A 21,842-nucleotide genomic window follows, 5' to 3' on the forward strand; every position below is an offset into this window, starting at 1 on the left:
ACGCATTAGCGGGGCGATCATGAGTACGGCTTCTCCGCCCACCTCGCCGCTGACCGGGGCCCCGGCCCCCAACGACGATTCATTGCGCTATCGCGCACCGCGCTGGCTGCCGAACAGCCATGCCCAGACCATCGTGCCCGCGCTGTTCGCACGGCGCCCGGCCGTCGCTTACCGACGAGAGCGATGGGAAACCCCCGACCACGATTTCATCGATCTCGACTGGGTCGCGCATCTCGACAGCGCGGCGCCGCCGCCCGATGCGCCGCTGTTCGTGCTGTTCCACGGCCTCGAAGGCAGCTCGGGCTCGCACTACGCGCTCGCGATGATGGCCGCCGCGCGCGCGAAGCGCTGGCACGCGGTCGTCCCGCACTTTCGCAGTTGCAGCGGCGAGATCAACCGCCAGCCGCGCTTCTACCATCTCGCCGACAGCGCCGAAGTCGACTGGATCCTGCGCCGGCTCGCCACGCAGCATCGCGGGCCGCTGGTTGCGGCCGGCGTGTCGCTCGGCGGCAACGTGCTGCTGCGCTGGCTCGGCGAGCATCGCAGCGACACGTCGATCCTGCGGGCGGCCGCCGCGATCTCGACGCCGATCGACGTGCACGCGGGCGGGCGCGCGCTGTCGCAAGGCTTCGCGATGGTCTACACGCGCAGCTTCCTGAAGACGCTCAAGCGCAAGGCGCTCGCGAAGCTCGACCAGTATCCGGGGTTGTTCGACCGTGAAGCGATGCTGCAGGCCGTGACGATGCGCGACTTCGACGAGGTCGTGACCGCCCCGCTGCACGGTTTCGCGGACGCGGACGACTACTGGACGAAGGCGACGACCCGGCCGCTGCTGCCGGCGATCGACGTGCCGACGCTGATCCTCAACGCCCGCAACGACCCGTTCCTGCCCGAGTCCGCGCTGCCGGGCCCGGCCGACGTATCGCCGGCCGTCGAGCTCGACCAGCCCGCGGACGGCGGACACGCGGGATTCATGACCGGGCCGTTCCCCGGCCGTCTCGACTGGCTGTCGGCGCGGGTGTTCGGCTATTGCTCCAAATTCGTCGACCATGGATGACATCGTCAGGCAGGCCCTCGCCAAATGGCCGAACGTGCCGCACTGTACCGGCTGGCTGCTGCTCGACCGGCGCGGCGAATGGCGGCTGCGCGACGACGCGGCCCAGGCGGCCGGCGAGCTCGGCTCGCCGATCCGGCATGCGGCGCTGAACGCGTTCATCGGCCGCAACTACGAATGCGACGCGCAGGGCCAGTGGTTCTTCCAGAACGGACCTCAGCGCGTGTACGTCGAGCTTGCCTATACGCCGTGGGTCGTCCGCCTGGCCGAACGCGACGGGCAACTCGCGCTCACCGACCAGACCGGTACGCCGTTCGAACCGGACGAAGCATGGCTCGACGACGCGGGCGGCGTGCTGTTTCGCTCGGCCGGCACGGCGCCGCGCATCGCGGCGCTGCACGATCACGATCTCGGGCTGTTCGCCGATCACGCGGATTTCGACGCCGCACCGCCGGTACTGCGCTGGCGCGACGGCCGCACGCTGCCGCTCGGCAGCATCGTCTGCGCGGACGTGCCTGCGCGGTTCGGCTACGTCGCCAGCCCGGCACGACAGGCCCGCGACGCGGCCGGCGGCGACGCCTGACCCGCAGCGGCTTCGCGCGCCCGGCGCGCGCCGGACGCTACCCGCGGCCGTTCTTCTCGTCGTCGCGCTCTTCCTTGTAGCGCGCCTCGAATTCCAGCAGCCGTGCACCGATCATCGACTGCTCGTAGAACGAGACATCCTTCGCGTCGCGCGCTTCCTTCAACTGACGAATCGCCGACGGCCACGCGCCGTCGAGCGCAAGCTTCTCCGCGAGCGCGCGGCGCCGCGCCAGCACGTCGCCCTTGCCGTCGCTCGCCTTCGCGAGATAGTCCCACCAGTCCGGCTGCTCGGGGTCGGCCTTCGCCTGCGCGCGCGCCTGCGCCTGCGCGTCGGCGAAACGGCGCGCCGCGATCAGTGCCTGAAGATGCTCGACGATCGCCGCGTGCGACGCCGGCCAGCGCCGCTGCGCGAGCGCCGCGAGCCGCACCGCTTCGTCGGCGCGCCCCGCACGGCGCGCGATGTCGGCGGCCAGCACGTCGAGGCTCGGCGAACTCGTCGCCGGATCGTCCTCGCGCCGCTCGCGCGCGTCGAACGCCGTGCGTGCCGACGCAAGCGCCTTGCCGGCCGCGTCGTACTCGCCGAGCTGCGCGTTCGCGAGCGCGATGCCGTACCAGTTCGCCGCGACGTTCGGCGCCGTGCGATCGTCGATCTCGGACTGCATCCGACGCGCTTCGGCCGCGATGTCGGTCGGCGCGCGGTTCTGCAGGATCCGCAGCCGCGCGCGCACGAACCCGTATTCGGGCGACTGGCGCGGCTGCCGGTACGGGGCGCGGCGCGCGCGATCCTCCATGTCGGCGATCCGCTCGCCGGTCAGCGGGTGCGTGCGCGCATACGCGGGCACGCCCGCATCGCCCATCGACGCGCGATCGAGCCGCTCGAAGAAACCCGGCATCCCGTACGGGTCGTAGCCCGCGCCCGCGAGCAACTGGAAGCCGACGCGATCGGCCTCCCGCTCGGCCGAACGCGAGAAGCGCAGCTGGTTGTCCACCGCGTATGCCTGCCCGCCCATCGCGATCGCGCTGCCGAGGTCGCCGCTTCTCGCGAGCACGCCCGCCAGCACGCCGAGCAGCATCGTCGCGAGCGCCGTGTAGCCGGTCTTCTCGTTCGCGCCGATCATCCGCGCGATGTGCCGCTGCAGCACGTGCCCCATCTCGTGGCCGACCACCGACGCGAGTTCCGACTCCGTCTGCGTCGTGACGACGAGCCCGCTGTTGATCCCGATGAAGCCGCCCGGCATCGAGAACGCGTTGATCTGCGGATCGCGCACCGGGAACAGGTCGAAGTCCGGCGTGTAGCCGCCGATGAAGCGCGCGGCCGCCGCGGCCGCGAGCCGCGCCGCCATCGCATTCAGGTAGTCGCGCACGAGCCAGTCGTCGAGATAGTCGGGATCGCGCCGCACTTCGCGCATCACCCGCTCGCCGAGCCGGCGCTCGGCCTGCGGCGTCAGCGAACCGCCGGAGCCGTCGCCCAGATCGGGCAGCTCGAGCGCGCGAAGCGGCGCGCGCAGGCTCGCGGCCGGTGCCGATGCGCCGCCCACGTCGGAGAACCGGCTCTCCGCGCCGCCGTACGTACCGAATACGCCGGCCGCGATGCCGGACGGCACGGTGGAAATCGACCGGGCGCCGTCGGCCGCCGCTTCGAGCGGCGGTGCGGACGCACGCTGCGCATGGCCGCTCGGCGGCAACGCGAGCGCCACCGACAGCGACACGGCAAGCAACTGTTTGACACGCATGGCAGGATGAAAACGACGCCGTCCCGCGCGCCGGGCGCGCATCGCGGCGTTTGGTCTGAATATTCGGGTCATTGTACCGGCGCCGCGATGACTGTCCCGTGCCGCGGCGGTGCCATCTGCGCTCCGGCGACGCGAACGCCGCTGCTATGATAAGCGCCCGTTGAAGCGTTGCATCGGGTCGCGGAGCCGGTTTCGGATGCCGCGCGCTGCCCGATCGCGAAGCAGGATCGACGGACGTGCTCGTGCGAGCACGCCGTTCCACTGGAGCACGACATGTCAGGACTCACCCATTTCGACGCCGCCGGCCATGCGCACATGGTCGACGTCGGCGGCAAGCAGGAAACCCAACGCATCGCGATCGCGCGCGGCACGATCCGGATGCTGCCGGCCACGTTCGCACTGATCCGCGACGGCAAGGCCAAGAAGGGCGACGTGCTCGGTGTCGCGCGCATCGCGGCCATCCAGGGCGCCAAGCGCACGGCCGACCTCATCCCGCTGTGCCACCCGCTCGCGCTGACGCGCGTGGCCGTCGATTTCGAGCTCGACGACGCGCTGCCGGGCGTCCACTGCGTCGCGCAGGTCGAGACGTTCGGCCGGACCGGCGTCGAGATGGAAGCGCTGACCGCCGTGCAGGTCGGGTTGCTGACCGTCTACGACATGTGCAAGGCCGTCGATCGCGGGATGGTGATCACCGACGTGAGCGTGCGCGAGAAACGCGGCGGGAAGTCGGGGGACTGGAAGGCGGAAGACGTCGCGGGTTGACCGCCAGCGGTAACAGCCGCCATTCACGGGGCAGCGCCGGCCGTAGCGATGCTCCGTTCGAACGATAAAAACCAGAAGAACACCTTACTCATGAAGAATCCCACGCTGAAATGCGCCGCACCGCTGCTGTGCGCGCTCTTCCTGCTGCCGGCCGTCGCATCGGCCGCCGGCGCCTGCCCCGCCGCCGACACCGCCGCGCGCGCGGCCATCGACGCGCAGCACCGCGTACAGCAGATCCGCAATCCGCCGAGCGACGGGCCCGGCGTCGAGATTTCGCCGCCGCTGCGCGACGCGCTGCGTGCGTACAAGCAGGCGCTCGCCGGCGCGATCGATACGCGGCTCGCCTGCAGTGACGAACAGGTCGACCCGGCCGCGCTGAAACGCACGCTCGCAGCCGCGCTCGGCGTGCCGGCCCGGCCCGTCCAGCCGAAAGACGGCGAATCGGCGTTCGGCCGCAATCCGGACGTCGACGTCGAACGCGGCGGCACGTCCCGCCCGTTGCTCTTCGTGCGCGCCGGCTTCGACATCGCATGCGGCGACGACAACCTGCTGACCGCCTACGCATGGGAAAACGGCGGCTGGCGCCGCGTGCTGCGCTGGCAGGCCGACGACTACAAGGACATCGGCGGCGCGTACGGCGGCGGCTTCTGGTTCTCGGCGCTGCCCGGCGGGCAGGTTGCGGTCGTCCACGGGACGCCGTGGTGCGCGTCGCGCTGGAGCCGGTTCGCCGCGGACGTGGTCGCACCGGCCGACGGCCCGACCGCGCAACGCGTGCTGTTCCATGCCGAGAACAGCTACGTGCTCGACGAAAACCCGATCCGGTTCAAGGTGCGCCCCGACGGCTTCGAGGTGCGCGCGACGGTCGGCTCGATGGACAGCGAAGTGTTGACGCGGCCAGGTGTCTTCCGCTATCGCGTCGACGGCGGCACCGTGCAGCGCGTACAACCCGTTGCGCTCAACGGCCGCGATTTCGTCGACGAATGGCTGAATGTGAACGATGCGCAGGCGCGCGAATGGAGCGAACCCGCCGCCGCGGCTGCCGCGCTGAAGGGCCGGCAGGCGTTCGACAAGGCCCGCAAGGCGCCCGGTACCGGGTTCGAGTACGGGCCGGTGCGTGGCTGCTCGGACAGCAAGGACCGCTTTCAGGTCGAACTCGATCTGACGGGCAACACCGGGGAGACGGTTGCGCGGCACTACGCGCAGATTCGCCAGGAACGCAACGGGTTCACGCTGCTCGGGCTGAGCACGGCGGCCGAGCCGGCTTGCCGCGGCACGAACCTGATGCCGCGGCACTGAACGTCGGGCACGCGCGGCCCAAGGCCGCGCGCAGCGAAGGGGCTGGCAGGAAACCATACCGGACGGCGACCGGCACGCACGCCGCGCCGCCCGCGCATCACTTGCCGCGCTGCGGCTCGAACACGAACGGTTGGGTCAGCAGGAACGGATTCGCGGTCGCGCCCGTCTGTACGCAGGTTGCGTGCGTCATCGCGTCGACGGCCGCGCGATCGGCCGCCGCATTACGGCTGCTCGTCGTCACGGTGACGTTCTGCGCTTCGCCGGACGTCGTCATCAGCGCGCGCACGAGCACGGTCGCCGGACGCGTGAGCGGCTTCGCGGTATCCGGATAGACGGCGCGCGGAATGTGGCAGGTCAGCTTGCTTTCCTGCGAAGACGACAGCATCGCGCAGCCGGAAAACAGCAGCGCGACGGCGGGCAGGATCAGGTAGGTCGAGCGAATAGCCATGGTCGAATATCGTTCTTCAGCACTGTTGCGGACGAACGCGCCGCGCGCCGGGGAACATCGCCCGGTCGCATCGCATGCGTCACACCGCGCCGCGGCCATCGGACCGGCGCCCCGTTACGGCCGCACGGCCGATCGATGCTCGGCCGCGATCCTGCGTGGCGGACTTCCCGGGTGGCCCGGTGTTGCCGGTGTTCGCGTCGCCCCTGCCCCACACGGGCCGGCACGCGAGCGCTTTCGCGCATTGTGCACGCGCCGCCCGGCGAGCGGCGGCGATTTGACAATGGTTGACGCGAATCGCCGTGCCTTCAGCCGGAATCCGCGCAATCCACGAGGTAATCGATACGCGGCCGGATTCGCCCGGTTCACGCCGGGCGGTTGCGTTCGGCACGCGCCGCTGGCTCTCGCACGGCGCGGCCCCTGCCGGCATTCCCCGTTCCGGCAGGGGCCGCACGTATCAATCCGAATCGTCGTCGTCCTCGTCGTCGGCCGCGTCGGCCGGAACTTCGCCGTATTTCGCGACGACCGCCGCCTTGAACGTCTTCAGCGCCGGCTGCTGGTCGCACAGCTTGTACAGCGCCGCCAGCTGTTGCGGCCAGTCCTTCAGCTCCTTCGCGAACACGTGCAGGCGCGCGACGGTGTCGAGCGCATCGGCTTCGCGGCCGGCCAGTGCCTGCAGCACCGCATAGCGGCGCAGCACCGTCTCGCCAGGCAGCAGCGCGATCGCGCGCTCGTGCGCGGCGAGCTTGGCCGGCAGGTCGTCCGCCGAAATCGGGAGCAGCGTGGCCGCGCCGTATTCGCCCCAGGCGCCGAACAGCAACGACGGCGCGTCGCGGTATTGCGCGGCCGGATCGCTGCCGTAATACAGCACCTCCGCGCGCTGGTAATCGCGCAGCACGGGCACCGCCGCCAGCACGCCGCCGACCGACAGCACCGTGAACAGCCCGAAGGCTGCACGCCCCGGCAGGAAACGCAGCGGCTTCACGTCGAGCAGCCCGATCACGAACATCGCCGGCAACAGGAAGAACATGTACTGCTGCGGATACTCGACCAGCGCATGCATCAGCAGGATGCCGATCAGCGCGAAGCCGAACACGCGCATGCTCGACTGCGGCGCGCGCACCGCACGCACGAACCACGTCACGAGCGCGACGACGAGCACGCCCAGGCCGACGAGGCCGGACTTCGCGAGCAGGTCGATGAAGATGTCGTGCGAGTTGTTCGCGATCTCGACGCCGCCCAGCGAGCGCACGAGCGCGAACTGGTGTGACGGGAACTCGCCCCAGCCGACGCCGAGCAGCGGGTGCTCGCGGAACATCGCGAGCCCGTACTTCCACAGTGCGAGGCGCGGCGCGATCTGCCCCGCGTCACGCATCCGGTCGGCCGCGGATTCCGCGAGGTTCAGGTGATAGTGCACGTTGGCCCAGCGCACCGCGACGTTCACCGCGATGAACGCCACCGCGAGCACGACCGGGATCAGCCACGCGCGCGCATTGCCCGGTGCTCGGCGCGTTTCAAGCCACGCCATCCAGAAGCCCGCGACGACCATCACCGCGACCTGCAGCCACGGCCCGCGCGACACCGTCAGCGCAAGGCCGACCGACAGTACGAGCGACAGCGCGAGCCACGCCCATACCGCGAGCCGGCGCGTCTGTACGAGATACAGCGCGCCCGCAAGCGCGAACGCGATGTAGCTGGCCAGATGGTTCGCCTGCGCCATGTTGCCGTACGGGCGGCGATCGACCGCGACGTTGTACATCACGACGAACGGCGACAGCGCCGACTCGAGGTGGAACAACTGCACGATCTGGGTGCCGACCGCGAACACGCCGCCGACGAGCAGCGCGCCGGCCATCATCCGCGACACGGCCTCGGCCAGCCCGTCGCGCGCGAGCGTAAAACCTGCCTGCATCGCGACCAGCGCGGCGGCGAGATAGCCGACCGCGAGCCAGTTCATCGACGGCACCTTGAGCGGAATCAGCGCGACCTGCGCGATGAGCACCACCGCGAACCCGAGCGGCGCAACGAATGCGGCCGGCGCGGCGAACGGTTCGGCCGGGCGACCGGTGCGCGCGAGCAGCACGACGGACACTCCCACCAGCAGATACAGCACCAGCGCGGAAAACTCGGAATAGAAGGTCGGGATCGGATACGTGTGATTCGTGATCGCGTACGGCACGATCAGGGCGACAGCCAGCGCAACGAGCGGCAACGAACGGGAAAAAGTAGAAGGCATGAGCGAACCGGATGTCAGCAACCGGCGCACTATACAAAACTTTCCCCCCTCTGTGCGGGGCCTTCGCGCCGCGCCGCGGCGCAGGGCGGCCGCCCCGGCCGACCGAAGCGGCGGCCAGCATGCTGCCCGTGCCGCCCTGCTCCGCTGCCGGCACTACGCGCGGCACTCCGCCGGCGCATATTTCGCAGGCAGCGTCGCGGCATCGCCCGGCAACGGCCCGGCTCCCGGCGCCGGCAGCGACGACGCGTCCTTGCCGGCGGCGAAGCACTCCCACGCGATCGCGCCGGCCTGCATCGCGCCCTTTTTGAGCGGCACGCGTGCGGTGGGCGCGTCGGCCTTGTCGGGCGCGGACGGCACGAGCACCAGCGTATTGGCGCCCGCCGCCGCGACGCGCGTGGTGAAGGCGACCGTGATCTGGCCGGTCTCGCCGTCGATCGCGACGGATTCGACGTTACGGGTCGCGGCCGGCGGGCTGTAGCCGCCGTCGAGGCCCGCGCCGCTCGCGGCGTTATCGGCGACGGCGAGCCGCGCGGACGACGCGAGCGCGAGCCCCTCGCCGACACGCGAGCGCGCAAGGTAATCCTGGTACGCGGGAATCGCATAGGCGGCGATCACGCCGACGATCGCGAGCACGATCATCAGTTCGATCAGCGTGAAGCCGGCCGGCCGCCAGCGCGGCGACGACCGGTTTGCGCGCCGCAGGTCGGCGGCAACACGACGGAACAGGGAAACGGAAAAGGCTTCGAACATGGCAGGCTCCGGAAACGAAAAACGCCTGCCGTTAAAGGCAGGCGTCTCGATCGTAGCCAGCAGGCCGTGAATCCGGCAGTCGGCCGGATGGCCAGTGTCAGTGTGCGCGCGGTGCGCCGCTGCGCCGCCTGAGCGCGTAACCGATCGCCACGACGAACAGCGCGCCCGCGATGCTCGCCCCGTAGAGCACCGGCTGCGTGTCGAGCACCGGCCAGCGGTCGCCGACCGGGTCGTTCACGATCAAGCCGCCCGCGATCCAGCCGAGCAGCCCGGCGCCGAGCGCCACGACGATCGGGAAACGGTCGAGCAGCTTCAGCACCAGCGTGCTGCCCCACACGATGATCGGCACGCTGACGACGAGCCCGAAGATCACGAGCGGGATCCGGTGCGACGGGTCGGCCTGCTCGGCCGCGCCGGCGATCGCGATCACGTTGTCGAGGCTCATCACCGCGTCGGCGATCACGATCGTCTTCACGGCGTCCCACAGCCGGCTGGCCGGCTTGATGTCGTCGTGCGCATCGGCGGCCGGCGCCATCAGCTTGATGCCGATCCACAGCAGCAGCAACCCGCCGCCGAACTTCAGGAACGGCACGTCGAGCAGCGCAACCGCGAACGTGATCAGCGCGACGCGCAGCAGGATCGCACCCGCGGTGCCCCAGACAACACCGCGCAGCCGCTGGTTCGCGGGCAGGTTGCGGCATGCGAGCGCGATGACGACGGCGTTGTCGCCGCCGAGCAGGATATCGATGATGACGATCTGGAGCACGGCGCCCCAGTGCAGCGACGTCAGGAATTCGAGCATGGGGTGATGTGCAGGACAGTGGCGGCCTGGCAGGCGGCCGGGTTCATCGCCGGCACATGCACGACGCATGTCCGGTGGGTGCTTACGAATTCATTGCGCGAGCATAACAAAAAACGCCGGCAAGGCCGGCGTTTTTTGCAGGACGAACCCAGGGGGAAATATTACAGCGCCTTCTTCAGCAGACGGCCCATTTCCGACGGGTTGCGCGTGACGGTGATGCCGCACGCTTCCATGATTTCCAGCTTCGCTTCGGCCGTATCCGCACCGCCCGAGATCAGCGCGCCGGCGTGGCCCATGCGCTTGCCCGGAGGCGCCGTGACGCCAGCGATGAAGCCGACGACCGGCTTCTTCATGTTGTCCTTGATCCACTCGGCGGCATTGGCTTCGTCCGGACCGCCGATTTCGCCGATCATCACGACTGCGTCCGTATCCGGATCGTCGTTGAACATCTTCATCACGTCGATGTGCTTCAGACCGTTGATCGGGTCGCCGCCGATACCGACTGCCGACGACTGGCCGAGGCCCAGTGCCGTCAGCTGCGCGACGGCTTCATACGTCAGCGTGCCCGAACGCGACACGACGCCGATGCGGCCCTTGCGGTGGATGTGACCCGGCATGATGCCGATCTTCAGTTCGTCCGGCGTGATCGTGCCCGGGCAGTTCGGCCCGAGCAGCAGCGTCTTGCGGCCTTCGCGACGCATGCGGTCCTTCACTTCGATCATGTCGCGCACGGGGATGCCTTCCGTGATGCAGATCGCGAGATCGAGGTCGGCTTCGACCGCTTCCCAGATCGCAGCAGCTGCGCCTGCCGGCGGAACGTAGATGACCGACACGGTCGCGCCGGTTTCTGCCTTCGCTTCCTTGACGCTCGCGTAGATCGGAATGCCTTCGAAATCTTCGCCGGCCTTCTTCGGGTTCACGCCCGCGACGAATGCTTCGCGGCCGTTTGCGTATTCACGGCAGGCGCGCGTATGGAACTGACCGGTCTTGCCGGTAATGCCCTGCGTGATGACCTTCGTGTCCTTGTTGATCAGAATCGACATGTATTTTGACCTCTGTTCGATTGGCGTCGCGTGCAAGCCGCGCCGCCATACCTATTCATTGAGCGCGCTTACTTGCCTGCGGCAGCCGCGACAACCTTCTGCGCAGCCTCTTCCATGCTGTCCGCCGAGATGATCGGCAGGCCCGAATCGGCCAGCATCTTCTTGCCGAGGTCTTCGTTCGTGCCCTTCATGCGCACGACGAGCGGCACGTTCAGGTTCACGGCCTTCGAACCGGCGATCACGCCTTCCGCGATCACGTCGCAGCGCATGATGCCGCCGAAGATGTTCACGAGGATCGCCTTCAGGTCCGGGTTCTTCAGCATCAGCTTGAACGCTTCCGTGACCTTCTCGGTCGTCGCGCCACCGCCGACGTCCAGGAAGTTCGCCGGTTCGCCGCCGAACAGCTTGATGGTGTCCATCGTTGCCATCGCGAGGCCTGCGCCGTTCACGAGGCAGCCGATGTTGCCGTCGAGCGAGATGTACGCGAGGTCGAACTTCGACGCTTCGATTTCAGCCGGATCTTCTTCGTCCAGGTCGCGGTACGCGACGATTTCCGGGTGACGGAACAGCGCGTTCGAGTCGAAGTTGAACTTCGCGTCGAGTGCGATGACCTTGCCGTCACCGGAGACGTTCAGCGGGTTGATTTCAGCCAGCGATGCATCGGTTTCCCAGAATGCCTTGTACAGGCCTTGCAGGATCGCGCGCGCTTGCGGGATCGATGCGGCCGGCACGCCGATCTTCGCGGCGAGGTCGTCGGCTTGCGCGTCGAGCAGGCCCGTCGACGGCTCGACGATGACCTTGTGGATCAGTTCCGGGTGCTTTTCGGCGACTTCTTCGATGTCCATGCCGCCTTCGCTCGAACCCATCAGCACGATCTTCTGCGAGATGCGGTCGACGACGAGGCTGACATACAGTTCCTGCTTGATGTCCGCGCCTTCTTCGATCATCAGACGGTTGACCTTCTGGCCTTCCGGACCGGTCTGGTGCGTGACGAGCTGCATGCCGAGGATCTGGTTCGCGTATTCGCGGACCTGCTCGATCGACTTCGCCACCTTCACGCCGCCGCCCTTGCCACGGCCACCCGCGTGAATCTGAGCCTTCACGACCCATACCGGGCCGCCGAGCTCTTCTGCCACCTTGACGGCCTCGTCAACCGAGAACGCCGGCTTGCCGCGCGGTACCGCGACTCCGAATTTCCGCAGGATTTCCTTACCCTGGTACTCGTGAATCTTCATGCGTGATTCCCTTCAGTCTGAGAGTTGGATGAAAAGTCGCTTTAGACGCTTCTTCGAATGATTTCCGTTCATTCCTTCGTGCTGCCATCACCGGACAAATCCGGCCGAAGCGGGCCATACCACCGCGGGTAATACTGCCGCACGACCTCGCCGTCGAACCGCAACGCCCGGCAGCGGCCGAGCTGGAAAGGCGGTTCGGCGTGCACGTCGCCCTGATCCGGCCCTTCGCCGCCCTCCTCGCGCACGTTCCACACGTCACCGGCGAACGCCTGGATCGCTGCCGTCGGCAGCACGGCGCACAGTTCGGTGAGATGGGAACAGCCTGCGACGCCGGCGAGCAGCCGGTTCGCGTTGCGGCGGAAATTGCGGAAGAGGTTGAGCCCGATGAGGGCCCGATAGGCGGGGGAAGCGGATTGACAGTGACCGGGATAGGGAACCCATTCCGAAGACGCTTCGGCGTCGACGACATTGAGGTCACGATCGATAGTCACGCGCAGCCAGAGTTCGTGGATCGGCAGGCCCTGGGGCCGGATGCCCGACGCAAGCGCGACATCGCGCGGCTTGTGGTCGGTCAGGCAGGCTTCGATGTCCCACAAGCCGTCGCCGCGCTCGTAAGCTTCCGCTCGGATTGCGCGTCGATGTCGCAACTGACGGGGCACGGGCTCGGATAGCGGCATGCTGGAGGTTGAGGCCGAAGAGGAAAACCCACGGATTTTAGCATATTGGGTATTTGAGACACTTTGACGCGACGGCGGGTATTCCCGCCTGTCCGGAAGCAGTTGCGTTGCAGCAAAATCGCGCGCCACGCGCGCGATCGGCACGGTCAGTCGTCGATCGGGAAATCGTCGCCGACCTTCAGCAACTTCACGATGGTCGCGCTCGAGAAGCCCCGCGCAGCGAGAAAGCGCGCCTGCTTCGCCCGCTCGGCCGGCGTTTGCGGCAGTGCACCGAATTTCTTGCGCCAGACCGCCTGCGCACGTGCCCATTCGGTCTCGCGAAGCTGCGCGTTCACCTCCTCGACGAGCGTGTCGCCGACCGCATGGCGCTTCAGCTCGCTGACGATGCGTGCGACGCCGACACGCGACGCGCGGCGATGCACGAGACTCTCCGCAAAACGCGCATCGGACAGCCAGCCTTCCTGTTCCAGCGCATCGAGCACGGGTTCGACGGATTCGTCTTCGCCGACGTAGGGCGCAAGCTTGCGCGCGAGTTCCGCGCGGCTGTATTCACGCCTGGACAGATAGCCGAGCGCACGCCCCTTCAAGGACCGCGGCGGCTTCGACGACTTGCGTTCGCCGGTGGTGGGCGCATCACCGGAAGACGTGCCGGCAGAAGCGCCCGACGCTCGACGCGTGCGGCGCGGATGCTGGCTGCTGCGCGTGTAGACATCTTCCCTGGCCGGCGCCGACGCATCGACTGTGCGATCGCCAGGGAAACTGACACCGGACACGCGACGACGGGAGCGGTCGTGCGCGTCGAACGATTCATCGTCGTCGAACGGATCGTCCGGTGCGGCAATCTCAAACGAAACGAGGGCATCGTCGGATGCCCTCGTCGCGGTGCGGTTCGCGGCATGGCTGCCCGCGATCCGCCGATCGGCGCTCGAGGATCCGGCTCGCCGGCCGGGACGACCCGCCGCTTCGGGCGCGTCGCTCTCCTCCGGCTCGCCAGCCTGACCTCGGCGCCCGACCATCACTCTTCTTCGTCCACCGCCTCGGCTTCGTTGCCTGCACCATCGGGCATTGCGACGACGCCGAGCGATTCGCGGATGCGGTTCTCGATCTCGCGCGCGATTTCCGGATTCTCGCGCAGGAATTCACGCGCGTTGTCCTTGCCCTGGCCGATCTTCTCGCCGTTGTAGCTGTACCAGGCGCCGGCCTTGTCGACGATCTTCGCCTGCACGCCGAGATCGATGATCTCGCCCTGACGCGAAATGCCTTCGCCGTACAGGATGTCGAAGATCGCTTCGCGGAACGGCGGCGACACCTTGTTCTTGACGACCTTCACGCGGGTTTCGTTGCCGATCACCTCGTCGTTCTTCTTGATCGAGCCGATCCGGCGGATGTCGAGACGCACCGACGCATAGAACTTCAGCGCGTTACCGCCCGTCGTGGTTTCCGGGTTGCCGAACATCACGCCGATCTTCATACGAATCTGGTTGATGAAGATCACCAGGCAGTTCGTGCGCTTGATCGTACCGGTCAGCTTGCGCAGCGCCTGCGACATCAGGCGGGCCTGCAGGCCCGGCAGCGAATCGCCCATCTCGCCTTCGATTTCGGCCTTCGGCACGAGCGCCGCGACCGAGTCGATGACGATCATGTCGATCGAGCCCGAGCGCACCAGCGCATCGGTGATTTCCAGCGCCTGCTCGCCGGTGTCCGGCTGCGAGATCAGCAGTTCCGGCACATTCACGCCGAGCTTCGACGCGTACTGGACGTCGAGCGCGTGCTCGGCGTCGATGAACGCTGCGGTGCCGCCCAGCTTCTGCAGTTCGGCGATGACCTGCAGCGTGAGCGTGGTTTTACCGGACGATTCCGGGCCGTAGATCTCGACCACCCGGCCGCGCGGCAGGCCGCCGACGCCAAGCGCGATATCGAGGCCCAGCGAACCCGTGGAGACGACCTGGATATCTTCCGCCGCCTCGCCGTCGCCCATGCGCATGATCGAGCCCTTGCCGAACTGCTTCTCGATCTGGGCAAGCGCGGCGGCCAGCGCCTTGCTCTTCTCGGCGGTCATCCCGGAGCCCTTCTTGCTATCTTCCATGAATCGTCCTTTGCTATGATGAGCAGCGTCTGTCAGAGGCGCGCCCGCTTTCAAGCGCCGCCCACGAATGCAGACACTGTATAAAAAAACAGTGTTTTGTGCAAGCCCGCAATGCAGGCTGCGTTGTACACGAATAACTTCGGAGACAGCCGGCCGGCGCGAACGCCCCGCCGGCCATCGGTCAGCACCATGCGAATTCTCATCGCGGAAGACGACAGCATACTCGCGGACGGCCTCACCCGGTCACTCCGCCAATCGGGCTATGCGGTCGACCACGTGAAGAGCGGCGTCGATGCCGATACGGCACTGTCGATGCAGACGTTCGACCTGCTGATCCTCGACCTCGGGCTCCCGAAAATGTCCGGGCTCGACGTGCTCAAGCGCCTGCGCGCCCGCAATTCCAACCTCCCCGTGCTGATCCTGACGGCCGCCGACAGCGTCGACGAGCGCGTGAAGGGGCTCGACCTCGGCGCCGACGACTACATGGCCAAGCCGTTCGCGCTCAACGAGCTCGAGGCGCGCGTGCGCGCGCTGACCCGGCGCGGTGCGGGCGGCGGCCCGACCGTCGTGCGCCACGGCTCGCTCGCGTTCGACCAGGTCGGCCGCATCGCGTACGCGAACGATCGCGTGCTCGACCTCTCCGCGCGCGAGCTCGGCCTGCTCGAGGTGCTGCTGCAGCGGATCGGCCGGCTCGTGTCGAAGGAGCAGCTCGTCGACCATCTGTGCGAATGGGGCGAGGAAGTCAGCAACAACGCGATCGAAGTCTACGTGCACCGGCTGCGCAAGAAGATCGAACCCAGCGGCGTACGGATCTCGACCGTGCGCGGCCTCGGCTACTGCCTCGAGAAGGCGGCGCCGACCACGCCCGCCGACTCGGCCGCGCCCCAGCCCGCGGTGGCCGGCACGCCGCTGCGCTGACCACGGGCGTCGCCGCGATGGCCACGCCGGCCCATACCCGCCACCCGACCGGCGCGCCGTCGTCGGCCGCCGACGAGGCGCGCGACGCGCGCTACGAGAACCCGTTCGCGCCGCCCGACGAAACCGATGCGCCCGAGGCGCCGCGCCCGCGCTCCCTGTTCGGCGAGATCCTCGACTGGATGCTCGCGCCGCTGCTGCTGCTGTGGCCGATGAGCATCGCCGTCACCTACCTCGTCGCGAAGACGATCGCGAACGGTCCGTTCGATCGCGCGCTCGAGACCAACGCGTACGTGCTCGCGCGGCAGATCCATCCGGTAAACGGCGTCGCCGAGCTGACACTGCCGCAGCAGACGCGCGACTTCCTGCGCGCGGACAACGTCGACAGCGTCTATTTCCAGGTGCTCGGCACCCGCGGCGAACTGGTCGCGGGCGAAGCCGACATGCCGCTGCCGCGCGACGAGGACCGCCCGCCGCCGGGCGTCGTCATGTTCCGCGACGACCTGCTGCGCGGCAACGACGTGCGCGTCGCGTATACGACGGTCGCGCTGCCGCAATCGGACAGCGCACAGCCCGTGCTCGTGCAGGTCGGCGAAACGCTGGACAAGCGCAACGCGCTCGCGAACGACATCATCAAGGGCGTGATCCTGCCGCAGTTCGTGATCCTGCCGCTCGCGATCCTGCTGGTCTGGTTCGGGCTGTCGCGCGGGCTCGCGCCGCTCAACGCGCTGCAGGCGCACATCCGCGCGCGGCGGCCTGACGACCTGTCGCCGGTCGAGGCGCAGCGCGCGCCGCCCGAGATCGAGCCGCTCGTCACGTCGTTCAACGACCTGCTCGCCCGTCTCGAACAGAACATGGCGCTGCAAAAGCGCTTCATCGCCGACGCCGCCCACCAGATGAAGACGCCGCTCGCGGGCCTGCGCACGCAGGCCGAGTTCGCACTGCGCCACCCCGTGCCGCCCGACGTGCAGCGCTCGCTCGAACAGATCGCGACGAGCTCCGAGCAGGCCGCGCGGCTCGTCACGCAACTGCTCGCGCTCGCGCGCGCCGAGAACCGTGCGAGCGGGTTGACGTTCGAGCCGGTCGAAATCGCCTCGCTCGCGCGGCGCGCGGTGCGCGACTGGGTGCAGGCCGCGCTCGCGAAACGCATGGATCTCGGCTACGAAGGCCCGCCGGACGACACGCCGCTCGACGTCGACGGCAACCCGGTGATGCTGCGCGAGATGCTCGGCAACCTGATCGACAACGCGATCCGCTACACGCCGGAAGGCGGCCGCATCACGGTGCGCGTGCGCGCCGAGCCCGCCGCGCGGTTCGTGCATCTCGAAGTCGAGGACACCGGGCCGGGCATCCCGGCCGCCGAACGCGAGCGCGTCGTCGAGCGCTTCTACCGGATCCTCGGCCGCGAAGGCGACGGCAGCGGCCTCGGGCTCGCGATCGTGCGCGAGATCGCCACGCAGCACGGCGGCACGCTGACGCTCGACGATCACGTCTACCAGCACGCCCCGCGCCTCGCCGGCACGCTCGTGCGCGTCAGCCTGCCGCTGACCGAAGCCGCCCCGGATTAACCCTGACGCGCGCCGCCGCAGGCTGCCCGGATTACGCCGAAATCGACGATTTCGGAGACGTTAAAAGCGCGATAGACACTAAAAGCCGAAACTTAGACGAAAGTTAACGCACATCTGCTTTGCAGACGCGAGTCAGTCCGCCGTAAGTTTCCCTACCAATAATCGTCAACAGGCCCGCCTCACCCAAGGCGGCCGCACACCTACAAAGGGACTTGGAGACGACTCATGGCAACGTTAGGCGGGCAAATTTCGCACTCGCCGATGACGGGTGAAGAGAAGAAGGTGATCTTCGCGTCGTCGCTCGGCACCGTGTTCGAGTGGTACGACTTTTACCTGGCCGGCTCGCTCGCGGCCTACATCAGCAAGAGCTTCTTCTCCGGCGTCAACCCGACCGCCGCCTTCATCTTCACGCTGCTCGGCTTCGCGGCCGGCTTCGCGGTGCGGCCGTTCGGCGCGATCGTGTTCGGCCGCCTCGGCGACCTCGTCGGCCGCAAGCACACGTTCCTCGTGACGATCGTGATCATGGGCATCTCGACCTTCGTGGTCGGCTTCCTGCCCGGCTACGCGTCGATCGGCATCGCCGCACCCGTGATCTTCATCGCGATGCGGCTGTTGCAGGGTCTCGCGCTCGGCGGCGAGTACGGCGGCGCGGCGACCTACGTCGCCGAGCACGCGCCGGCCAACCGTCGCGGCTTCTACACCGCGTGGATCCAGACGACCGCCACGCTCGGCCTGTTCCTGTCGCTGCTCGTGATCCTCGGCGTGCGCACCTTCATCGGCGAGGAAGCGTTCGGCAGCTGGGGCTGGCGCGTGCCGTTCGTCGCGTCGATCCTGCTGCTCGCGGTGTCGGTGTGGATCCGGATGCAGTTGAACGAATCGCCGGTGTTCCTGCGCATCAAGGCGGAAGGCAAGACGTCGAAGGCGCCGCTGACCGAAGCGTTCGGCCAGTGGAAGAACCTGAAGATCGTGATCCTCGCGCTCGTCGGCCTGACCGCCGGCCAGGCCGTCGTGTGGTACACGGGCCAGTTCTACGCGCTGTTCTTCCTCACGCAGACGCTGAAGGTGGACGGGGCGAGCGCGAACATCCTGATCGCGATCGCGCTGCTGATCGGCACGCCGTTCTTCCTGTTCTTCGGTTCGCTGTCGGACAAGATCGGCCGCAAGCCGATCATCCTCGCGGGCTGCCTGATCGCGGCACTGACCTACTTCCCGCTGTTCAAGGCGCTCACGCACTACGCGAACCCGCAGCTCGAGATCGCCACGCAGAAGTCACCGATCACGGTCATCGCCGATCCGGCCGCCTGTTCGTTCCAGTTCAACCCGGTGGGTACGTCGAAGTTCACGAACTCGTGCGACATCGCGAAGAGCGCGCTCGCGAAAGCCGGCCTGAACTACGAGAACGTCGCGGCACCGGCCGGCGCGACGGCGCAGATCAAGGTGGGCGACACGGTGATCCCGGCCTACGAAGGCAAGGCGGCCGACGCGAAGGCGCAGGGCGCGGCGTTCGACAAGACGCTCGGGTCGACGCTGAAGACGGCCGGCTACCCGGCCAAGGCGGACCCGGCGCAGCTCAACTGGCCGATGACGATCGTGATCCTGACGATCCTCGTGATCTACGTGACGATGGTCTACGGCCCGATCGCCGCGATGCTGGTCGAGATGTTCCCGACGCGGATCCGCTACACGTCGATGTCGCTGCCCTATCACATCGGCAACGGCTGGTTCGGCGGCTTCCTGCCGGCCACCGCGTTCGCGATCGTCGCGGCGAAGGGCGACATCTACTCGGGCCTCTGGTATCCGATCGTGATCGCGCTGGCCACGTTCGTGATCGGCCTGCTGTTCGTCAAGGAGACGAAGGACTCGAACATCTACGCGCAGGATTGAGGGTGGAGGGCGGCACGGGCCGCCGGCAACTTTTTTCGCGGAAGATGAAAAAAGGTGTTGACAGCCCGAGCGTCGATCTACATAATTCAACTCTTCGGCGAATTAGCTCAGTCGGTTAGAGCGACGGAATCATAATCCGCAGGTCCGGGGTTCGAGTCCCTGATTCGCCACCAAATGCGAGAGCCGCTGTTTCGAAAGAAGCAGCGGCTTTTTCATTTTTCCGATGTCACGGCAAGTGGCACGGATGATCGAAATTCCCCGCCCGCGACGCGATCGCCACGGCACCTGGTATCTCCGGGTCGCCCTCAGTCCCTTCAAGCTGCGCTCAGCACCCGGCGACCTGAACAACATCAATCTCAACGAACGCATCATCAACGTCTGTACGCGGTGATACCGAACGGCGCAAAAATCGATACCCCGCGCAATGCCGCCCGGCACACCGCAGTACGCACACGACAACCGCACTTAGAATCGGTACGTCCAAATTCCCGCTGCATCCAGGCATAACGTCAATGAGAAGACGCCTCGCATGCTTCCTGTCGATTCTGATCGGCATCGCAACCCCGCTCGCCTGCCAGGCTGACCCGCTGCCAGACACCACTGTCGACGGCCTGCATTGGAGATTCGAGCAACTGCACGACACCGGGCACGACGACGATTACGAAGTAGCCGCCCGTCGAGGCGAACAGGTGCTGATCTGGGACAACGGCAAGAACCGGCAAGCTTATGCGGAAGCCGTGTTCCTGCTGGTCTCCGCTCCCTTTGACCAGGTGCAGCCGCTCGTGGAGCGCGTGCTGCAACGGACGAGCCCGGTCAAGGCCAGTGCCGATAGCTGGCAGTTGCAGAATTTGCCGGACCCCTGGAGCCATGTCCTGTTGTCGCGCCGGCCGGACCTGCGCGCAGCCATCGCCGACCATGCGACCCTGCCGAAACTGCAGCAGGCGCTGCAACAAGGCGCAATCACCCGGCAGGAACTGGACTGGCGCATGGATCAGGCTCGGGCCCGCGTCGACCGGCTGTCCCGCGGCTCCGGCCTGCCCGCGCTGCAGCCCACCTACGCGTTCTGGGAAGCCCGCCAGGATCATAGCGACGGCATCACCGGCCAGTACCGGAGCGCGCTGTTCGTCAGGGTGCAGGACACAAGCGCCATATTCGGGCATCCGGCGACGGTCGTTCAGTTCGGTCGCATCGACTCCCGGCCCAACCCCGACTACAGCCTGTGGAAAGCATTGACACTCCAGGACCTGGACATGTTCAGCGGCAACCGGACGCAATCCAGCAGGACCGGCATCTCCGTCGTCCCGGCCGACGTGTTCACGGCATTGACCGACGCGTTGTCCGCACTGCCAGTCAGGCTGGAAATCGCCACGTCGCCCGCTGCATGGCAGTTGCCCTCGGCACCGTCGATGCCGCCCCCCGCCATCAAGCCGGTGGCGCCGGACCCGAGCGCCCCGGTAATCAAGCCGTCGATCATCCGCTGGGACAAGTTCGTGACCGATCCGTCGCAACGCACGTTGCTGTACCCGCACGACATCCTCGGCCTGCCGGATGGCAGCCTGCTGTTCAGCGCCCAGGTGGCCGACAACCGCGGCTGGAACGAGTACGTGTGGCGGCTGCGCGCGGCCAACGGCGCGTTGCAGGCGGACGAAATCTGGCACGGCAAGGAGGGGCCGCGACAGATGATGATCAACGGCGACGGCAGCGCCGTCTGGTTCGACGGCCAGCCCGACGCCAAGAGCAAGCCATGCCTGTATCGATACGACATCGCGAGCAGCAAGGTCGATCGTCATGAAGTCGTCTGGCCGAGCGAGACCGATTGGCGAGACCATCGGATGAGCGATATGTCCTGGATTCTCGATGACGATCTGCCGGCCAATTTCTGGCATGACCTTCGGCATGGCGAGAAGGACGCGAATCCGGTCGGCTCCGAGTTCCTGACCGTGCAGCGCCCGGCGTCACCGCCGCCGGGCAACGACGATCCATGGCCGTTCGTCACGGCGCTGTCGTCGGTACGCCAGTCGCTGATGGACGAGATCAGCAACGGCAGCAATGCGCTGATCTGGCCGGTACGCTGGCGGCCTTCCGGGAGCTACTGGACGGAGGATTCGCAAGGGCTCGCCGAGCTGGACGCCCGCACCGGCCGCACGCTGCGTACGATCGCGTTGCCCCAGCGCTTCGGCGCGCCGGATTCCGTCAGCGCCGCCGGCATCGCTCATTGGGCGCCCAAGCCGCTCGGCTCGCCGCAGGGTCAATGGATCGCGACAGGCTTCGAGCTGTTGCTCGACGACGACGGCAGCATGCCACCTCCCGTGAAGGCCCCGGGTCCGAAACGGGCGCGCTTCGTCGGCATGCATGTGGTGGATCTCAAGAACGGGCACGTGCTGTCGGCCCTGCTGGGCGCTGCCGACACCTTCAAGGCCGCCGCCCGTTCGGCAAACGGTCGCTTCCTTGCGATGGGTACGACCTGCAAAGCGGGCGGCTGGAAACATCGCGTGGCACTCTGGGATGTCGCACAGGGCCACACGCCCGTGCAGCTCGACGCATCGTCGATACCCAAAAACAGCGAGATCCAGGCGCTGGCCTTTTCGTGGGACGGTTCTGCGCTGTGGGCAATCGGCACGCGCGAACTGATGCTGTGGAAATTGCCCGCCGCGCTGCGCGATCGCGCGACGCAAGGCGCTGTTCCGGATCAATCCCGCAACTGAAACCGCGGCATCGACACGCGGCTTTTCCGGGACGCCAACACCGCGGTGACCGGCGGCACGGCCACCCCG

General features: G+C 67.6%; 19 protein-coding genes and 1 tRNA gene. 10 read left to right on the top strand and 10 right to left on the bottom strand.

Features of this window, described 5'->3' with window-relative positions; all coding sequences use genetic code 11:
- The first annotated feature begins 19 nt into the window (after nucleotides 1–19).
- The gene (locus APZ15_RS01075) at nucleotides 20–1,057 is read left to right on the top strand and encodes a hydrolase (RefSeq protein ID WP_027789223.1); all 1,038 of its coding nucleotides are present in this window, start codon (nucleotides 20–22) and stop codon (nucleotides 1,055–1,057) included.
- Complete coding sequence (locus APZ15_RS01080) at nucleotides 1,050–1,637, top strand: DUF2946 family protein (protein WP_027789222.1); 588 nt, start codon at nucleotides 1,050–1,052, stop codon at nucleotides 1,635–1,637. Before APZ15_RS01075 ends, APZ15_RS01080 begins: the two co-directional genes overlap by 8 nt.
- Nucleotides 1,638–1,674: 37 nt before the next feature.
- On the opposite strand, the gene APZ15_RS01085 is transcribed toward APZ15_RS01080, so the two are convergent.
- Nucleotides 1,675–3,369, bottom strand: a complete 1,695-nt coding sequence (locus tag APZ15_RS01085; RefSeq protein WP_027789221.1) for a M48 family metalloprotease — start codon at nucleotides 3,367–3,369, stop codon at nucleotides 1,675–1,677.
- Nucleotides 3,370–3,642: 273 nt separating this feature from the next.
- On the opposite strand from APZ15_RS01085, the gene moaC reads away from it, so the two are divergent.
- Both moaC and APZ15_RS01095 read left to right on the top strand, forming a co-directional pair.
- Nucleotides 3,643–4,131, top strand: a complete 489-nt coding sequence (gene moaC, locus APZ15_RS01090; RefSeq protein ID WP_027789220.1) for a cyclic pyranopterin monophosphate synthase MoaC — start codon at nucleotides 3,643–3,645, stop codon at nucleotides 4,129–4,131.
- Nucleotides 4,132–4,221: 90 nt separating this feature from the next.
- The gene (locus APZ15_RS01095; RefSeq protein ID WP_027789219.1) at nucleotides 4,222–5,427 is read left to right on the top strand and encodes a hypothetical protein; all 1,206 of its coding nucleotides are present in this window, start codon (nucleotides 4,222–4,224) and stop codon (nucleotides 5,425–5,427) included.
- A 97-nt stretch (nucleotides 5,428–5,524) separates the two neighbouring features.
- Here the strand turns inward: APZ15_RS01095 and APZ15_RS01100 are convergent, their stop codons facing one another.
- The 9 genes from APZ15_RS01100 to recA all read right to left on the bottom strand — a co-directional run bounded on the left by APZ15_RS01100 (nucleotide 5,525) and on the right by recA (nucleotide 14,701).
- On the bottom strand, nucleotides 5,525–5,875 hold the full coding sequence (locus APZ15_RS01100) for a TonB family protein (protein WP_027789218.1): 351 nt from the start codon (nucleotides 5,873–5,875) through the stop codon (nucleotides 5,525–5,527).
- A gap of 454 nt (nucleotides 5,876–6,329) precedes the next feature.
- The gene (locus APZ15_RS01105) at nucleotides 6,330–8,108 is read right to left on the bottom strand and encodes a PglL family O-oligosaccharyltransferase (RefSeq protein ID WP_027789217.1); all 1,779 of its coding nucleotides are present in this window, start codon (nucleotides 8,106–8,108) and stop codon (nucleotides 6,330–6,332) included.
- Between the two features lie 153 nt (nucleotides 8,109–8,261).
- Nucleotides 8,262–8,858, bottom strand: coding sequence for a pilin (locus APZ15_RS01110; protein WP_027789216.1), 597 nt, complete (start codon nucleotides 8,856–8,858; stop codon nucleotides 8,262–8,264).
- A gap of 97 nt (nucleotides 8,859–8,955) precedes the next feature.
- Nucleotides 8,956–9,660 (bottom strand): TerC family protein, encoded by a 705-nt coding sequence (locus APZ15_RS01115; protein ID WP_027789215.1) that lies wholly within the window; start codon nucleotides 9,658–9,660, stop codon nucleotides 8,956–8,958.
- Between the two features lie 161 nt (nucleotides 9,661–9,821).
- Entirely contained in the window at nucleotides 9,822–10,703 is an 882-nt protein-coding gene (gene sucD, locus APZ15_RS01120) for a succinate--CoA ligase subunit alpha (protein WP_006477916.1), read from the bottom strand.
- 68 nt (nucleotides 10,704–10,771) lie between these two features.
- Nucleotides 10,772–11,938: an ADP-forming succinate--CoA ligase subunit beta gene (gene sucC, locus APZ15_RS01125; protein ID WP_006755512.1), complete on the bottom strand. Its 1,167-nt coding sequence runs from the start codon at nucleotides 11,936–11,938 to the stop codon at nucleotides 10,772–10,774.
- Nucleotides 11,939–12,006: 68 nt separating this feature from the next.
- Nucleotides 12,007–12,615 carry a DUF2889 domain-containing protein gene (locus APZ15_RS01130; protein WP_027789214.1) on the bottom strand — a complete coding sequence of 203 codons (609 nt, stop codon included), beginning with the start codon at nucleotides 12,613–12,615 and terminating at the stop codon, nucleotides 12,007–12,009.
- Between the two features lie 146 nt (nucleotides 12,616–12,761).
- Nucleotides 12,762–13,631: a recombination regulator RecX gene (recX, locus tag APZ15_RS01135; RefSeq protein ID WP_027789213.1), complete on the bottom strand. Its 870-nt coding sequence runs from the start codon at nucleotides 13,629–13,631 to the stop codon at nucleotides 12,762–12,764.
- Nucleotides 13,631–14,701 (bottom strand): recombinase RecA, encoded by a 1,071-nt coding sequence (recA, locus tag APZ15_RS01140; protein ID WP_021160193.1) that lies wholly within the window; start codon nucleotides 14,699–14,701, stop codon nucleotides 13,631–13,633. Before recA ends, recX begins: the two co-directional genes overlap by 1 nt.
- Nucleotides 14,702–14,890: 189 nt before the next feature.
- Here recA and APZ15_RS01145 point away from each other — a divergent pair, with 189 nt between their 5' ends.
- From APZ15_RS01145 to APZ15_RS01165, 6 genes are all read left to right on the top strand, one after another.
- Nucleotides 14,891–15,619 (top strand): response regulator transcription factor, encoded by a 729-nt coding sequence (locus tag APZ15_RS01145; protein WP_027789212.1) that lies wholly within the window; start codon nucleotides 14,891–14,893, stop codon nucleotides 15,617–15,619.
- A gap of 17 nt (nucleotides 15,620–15,636) precedes the next feature.
- Nucleotides 15,637–17,184, top strand: a complete 1,548-nt coding sequence (locus APZ15_RS01150) for a sensor histidine kinase (protein ID WP_027789211.1) — start codon at nucleotides 15,637–15,639, stop codon at nucleotides 17,182–17,184.
- A gap of 225 nt (nucleotides 17,185–17,409) precedes the next feature.
- The gene (locus APZ15_RS01155) at nucleotides 17,410–19,068 is read left to right on the top strand and encodes an MFS transporter (protein WP_027789210.1); all 1,659 of its coding nucleotides are present in this window, start codon (nucleotides 17,410–17,412) and stop codon (nucleotides 19,066–19,068) included.
- 96 nt (nucleotides 19,069–19,164) lie between these two features.
- Nucleotides 19,165–19,241: transfer RNA gene (locus APZ15_RS01160), tRNA-Met, on the top strand.
- A gap of 71 nt (nucleotides 19,242–19,312) precedes the next feature.
- Nucleotides 19,313–19,459, top strand: a complete 147-nt coding sequence (locus APZ15_RS40635; protein WP_155253133.1) for a hypothetical protein — start codon at nucleotides 19,313–19,315, stop codon at nucleotides 19,457–19,459.
- A gap of 121 nt (nucleotides 19,460–19,580) precedes the next feature.
- Nucleotides 19,581–21,773 (top strand): WD40 repeat domain-containing protein, encoded by a 2,193-nt coding sequence (locus tag APZ15_RS01165; protein ID WP_027789209.1) that lies wholly within the window; start codon nucleotides 19,581–19,583, stop codon nucleotides 21,771–21,773.
- Nucleotides 21,774–21,842: the final 69 nt, after the last annotated feature.

The organism is Burkholderia cepacia ATCC 25416 (assembly GCF_001411495.1).
Lineage (GTDB): Bacteria > Pseudomonadota > Gammaproteobacteria > Burkholderiales > Burkholderiaceae > Burkholderia > Burkholderia cepacia.

Excerpts from the sequence above, each read along its gene's own strand:
- APZ15_RS01075 (WP_027789223.1), top strand. The coding sequence starts at position 20 with ATGAGTACGGCTTCTCCGCCCACCTCGCCGCTGACCGGGGCCCCGGCC.
- APZ15_RS01080 (WP_027789222.1), top strand. The coding sequence starts at position 1,050 with ATGGATGACATCGTCAGGCAGGCCCTCGCCAAATGGCCGAACGTGCCG.
- APZ15_RS01085 (WP_027789221.1), bottom strand. The coding sequence starts at position 3,369 with ATGCGTGTCAAACAGTTGCTTGCCGTGTCGCTGTCGGTGGCGCTCGCG.
- moaC (WP_027789220.1), top strand. The coding sequence starts at position 3,643 with ATGTCAGGACTCACCCATTTCGACGCCGCCGGCCATGCGCACATGGTC.
- APZ15_RS01095 (WP_027789219.1), top strand. The coding sequence starts at position 4,222 with ATGAAGAATCCCACGCTGAAATGCGCCGCACCGCTGCTGTGCGCGCTC.
- APZ15_RS01100 (WP_027789218.1), bottom strand. The coding sequence starts at position 5,875 with ATGGCTATTCGCTCGACCTACCTGATCCTGCCCGCCGTCGCGCTGCTG.
- APZ15_RS01105 (WP_027789217.1), bottom strand. The coding sequence starts at position 8,108 with ATGCCTTCTACTTTTTCCCGTTCGTTGCCGCTCGTTGCGCTGGCTGTC.
- APZ15_RS01110 (WP_027789216.1), bottom strand. The coding sequence starts at position 8,858 with ATGTTCGAAGCCTTTTCCGTTTCCCTGTTCCGTCGTGTTGCCGCCGAC.
- APZ15_RS01115 (WP_027789215.1), bottom strand. The coding sequence starts at position 9,660 with ATGCTCGAATTCCTGACGTCGCTGCACTGGGGCGCCGTGCTCCAGATC.
- sucD (WP_006477916.1), bottom strand. The coding sequence starts at position 10,703 with ATGTCGATTCTGATCAACAAGGACACGAAGGTCATCACGCAGGGCATT.
- sucC (WP_006755512.1), bottom strand. The coding sequence starts at position 11,938 with ATGAAGATTCACGAGTACCAGGGTAAGGAAATCCTGCGGAAATTCGGA.
- APZ15_RS01130 (WP_027789214.1), bottom strand. The coding sequence starts at position 12,615 with ATGCCGCTATCCGAGCCCGTGCCCCGTCAGTTGCGACATCGACGCGCA.
- recX (WP_027789213.1), bottom strand. The coding sequence starts at position 13,631 with ATGGTCGGGCGCCGAGGTCAGGCTGGCGAGCCGGAGGAGAGCGACGCG.
- recA (WP_021160193.1), bottom strand. The coding sequence starts at position 14,701 with ATGGAAGATAGCAAGAAGGGCTCCGGGATGACCGCCGAGAAGAGCAAG.
- APZ15_RS01145 (WP_027789212.1), top strand. The coding sequence starts at position 14,891 with ATGCGAATTCTCATCGCGGAAGACGACAGCATACTCGCGGACGGCCTC.
- APZ15_RS01150 (WP_027789211.1), top strand. The coding sequence starts at position 15,637 with ATGGCCACGCCGGCCCATACCCGCCACCCGACCGGCGCGCCGTCGTCG.
- APZ15_RS01155 (WP_027789210.1), top strand. The coding sequence starts at position 17,410 with ATGGCAACGTTAGGCGGGCAAATTTCGCACTCGCCGATGACGGGTGAA.
- APZ15_RS40635 (WP_155253133.1), top strand. The coding sequence starts at position 19,313 with ATGATCGAAATTCCCCGCCCGCGACGCGATCGCCACGGCACCTGGTAT.
- APZ15_RS01165 (WP_027789209.1), top strand. The coding sequence starts at position 19,581 with ATGAGAAGACGCCTCGCATGCTTCCTGTCGATTCTGATCGGCATCGCA.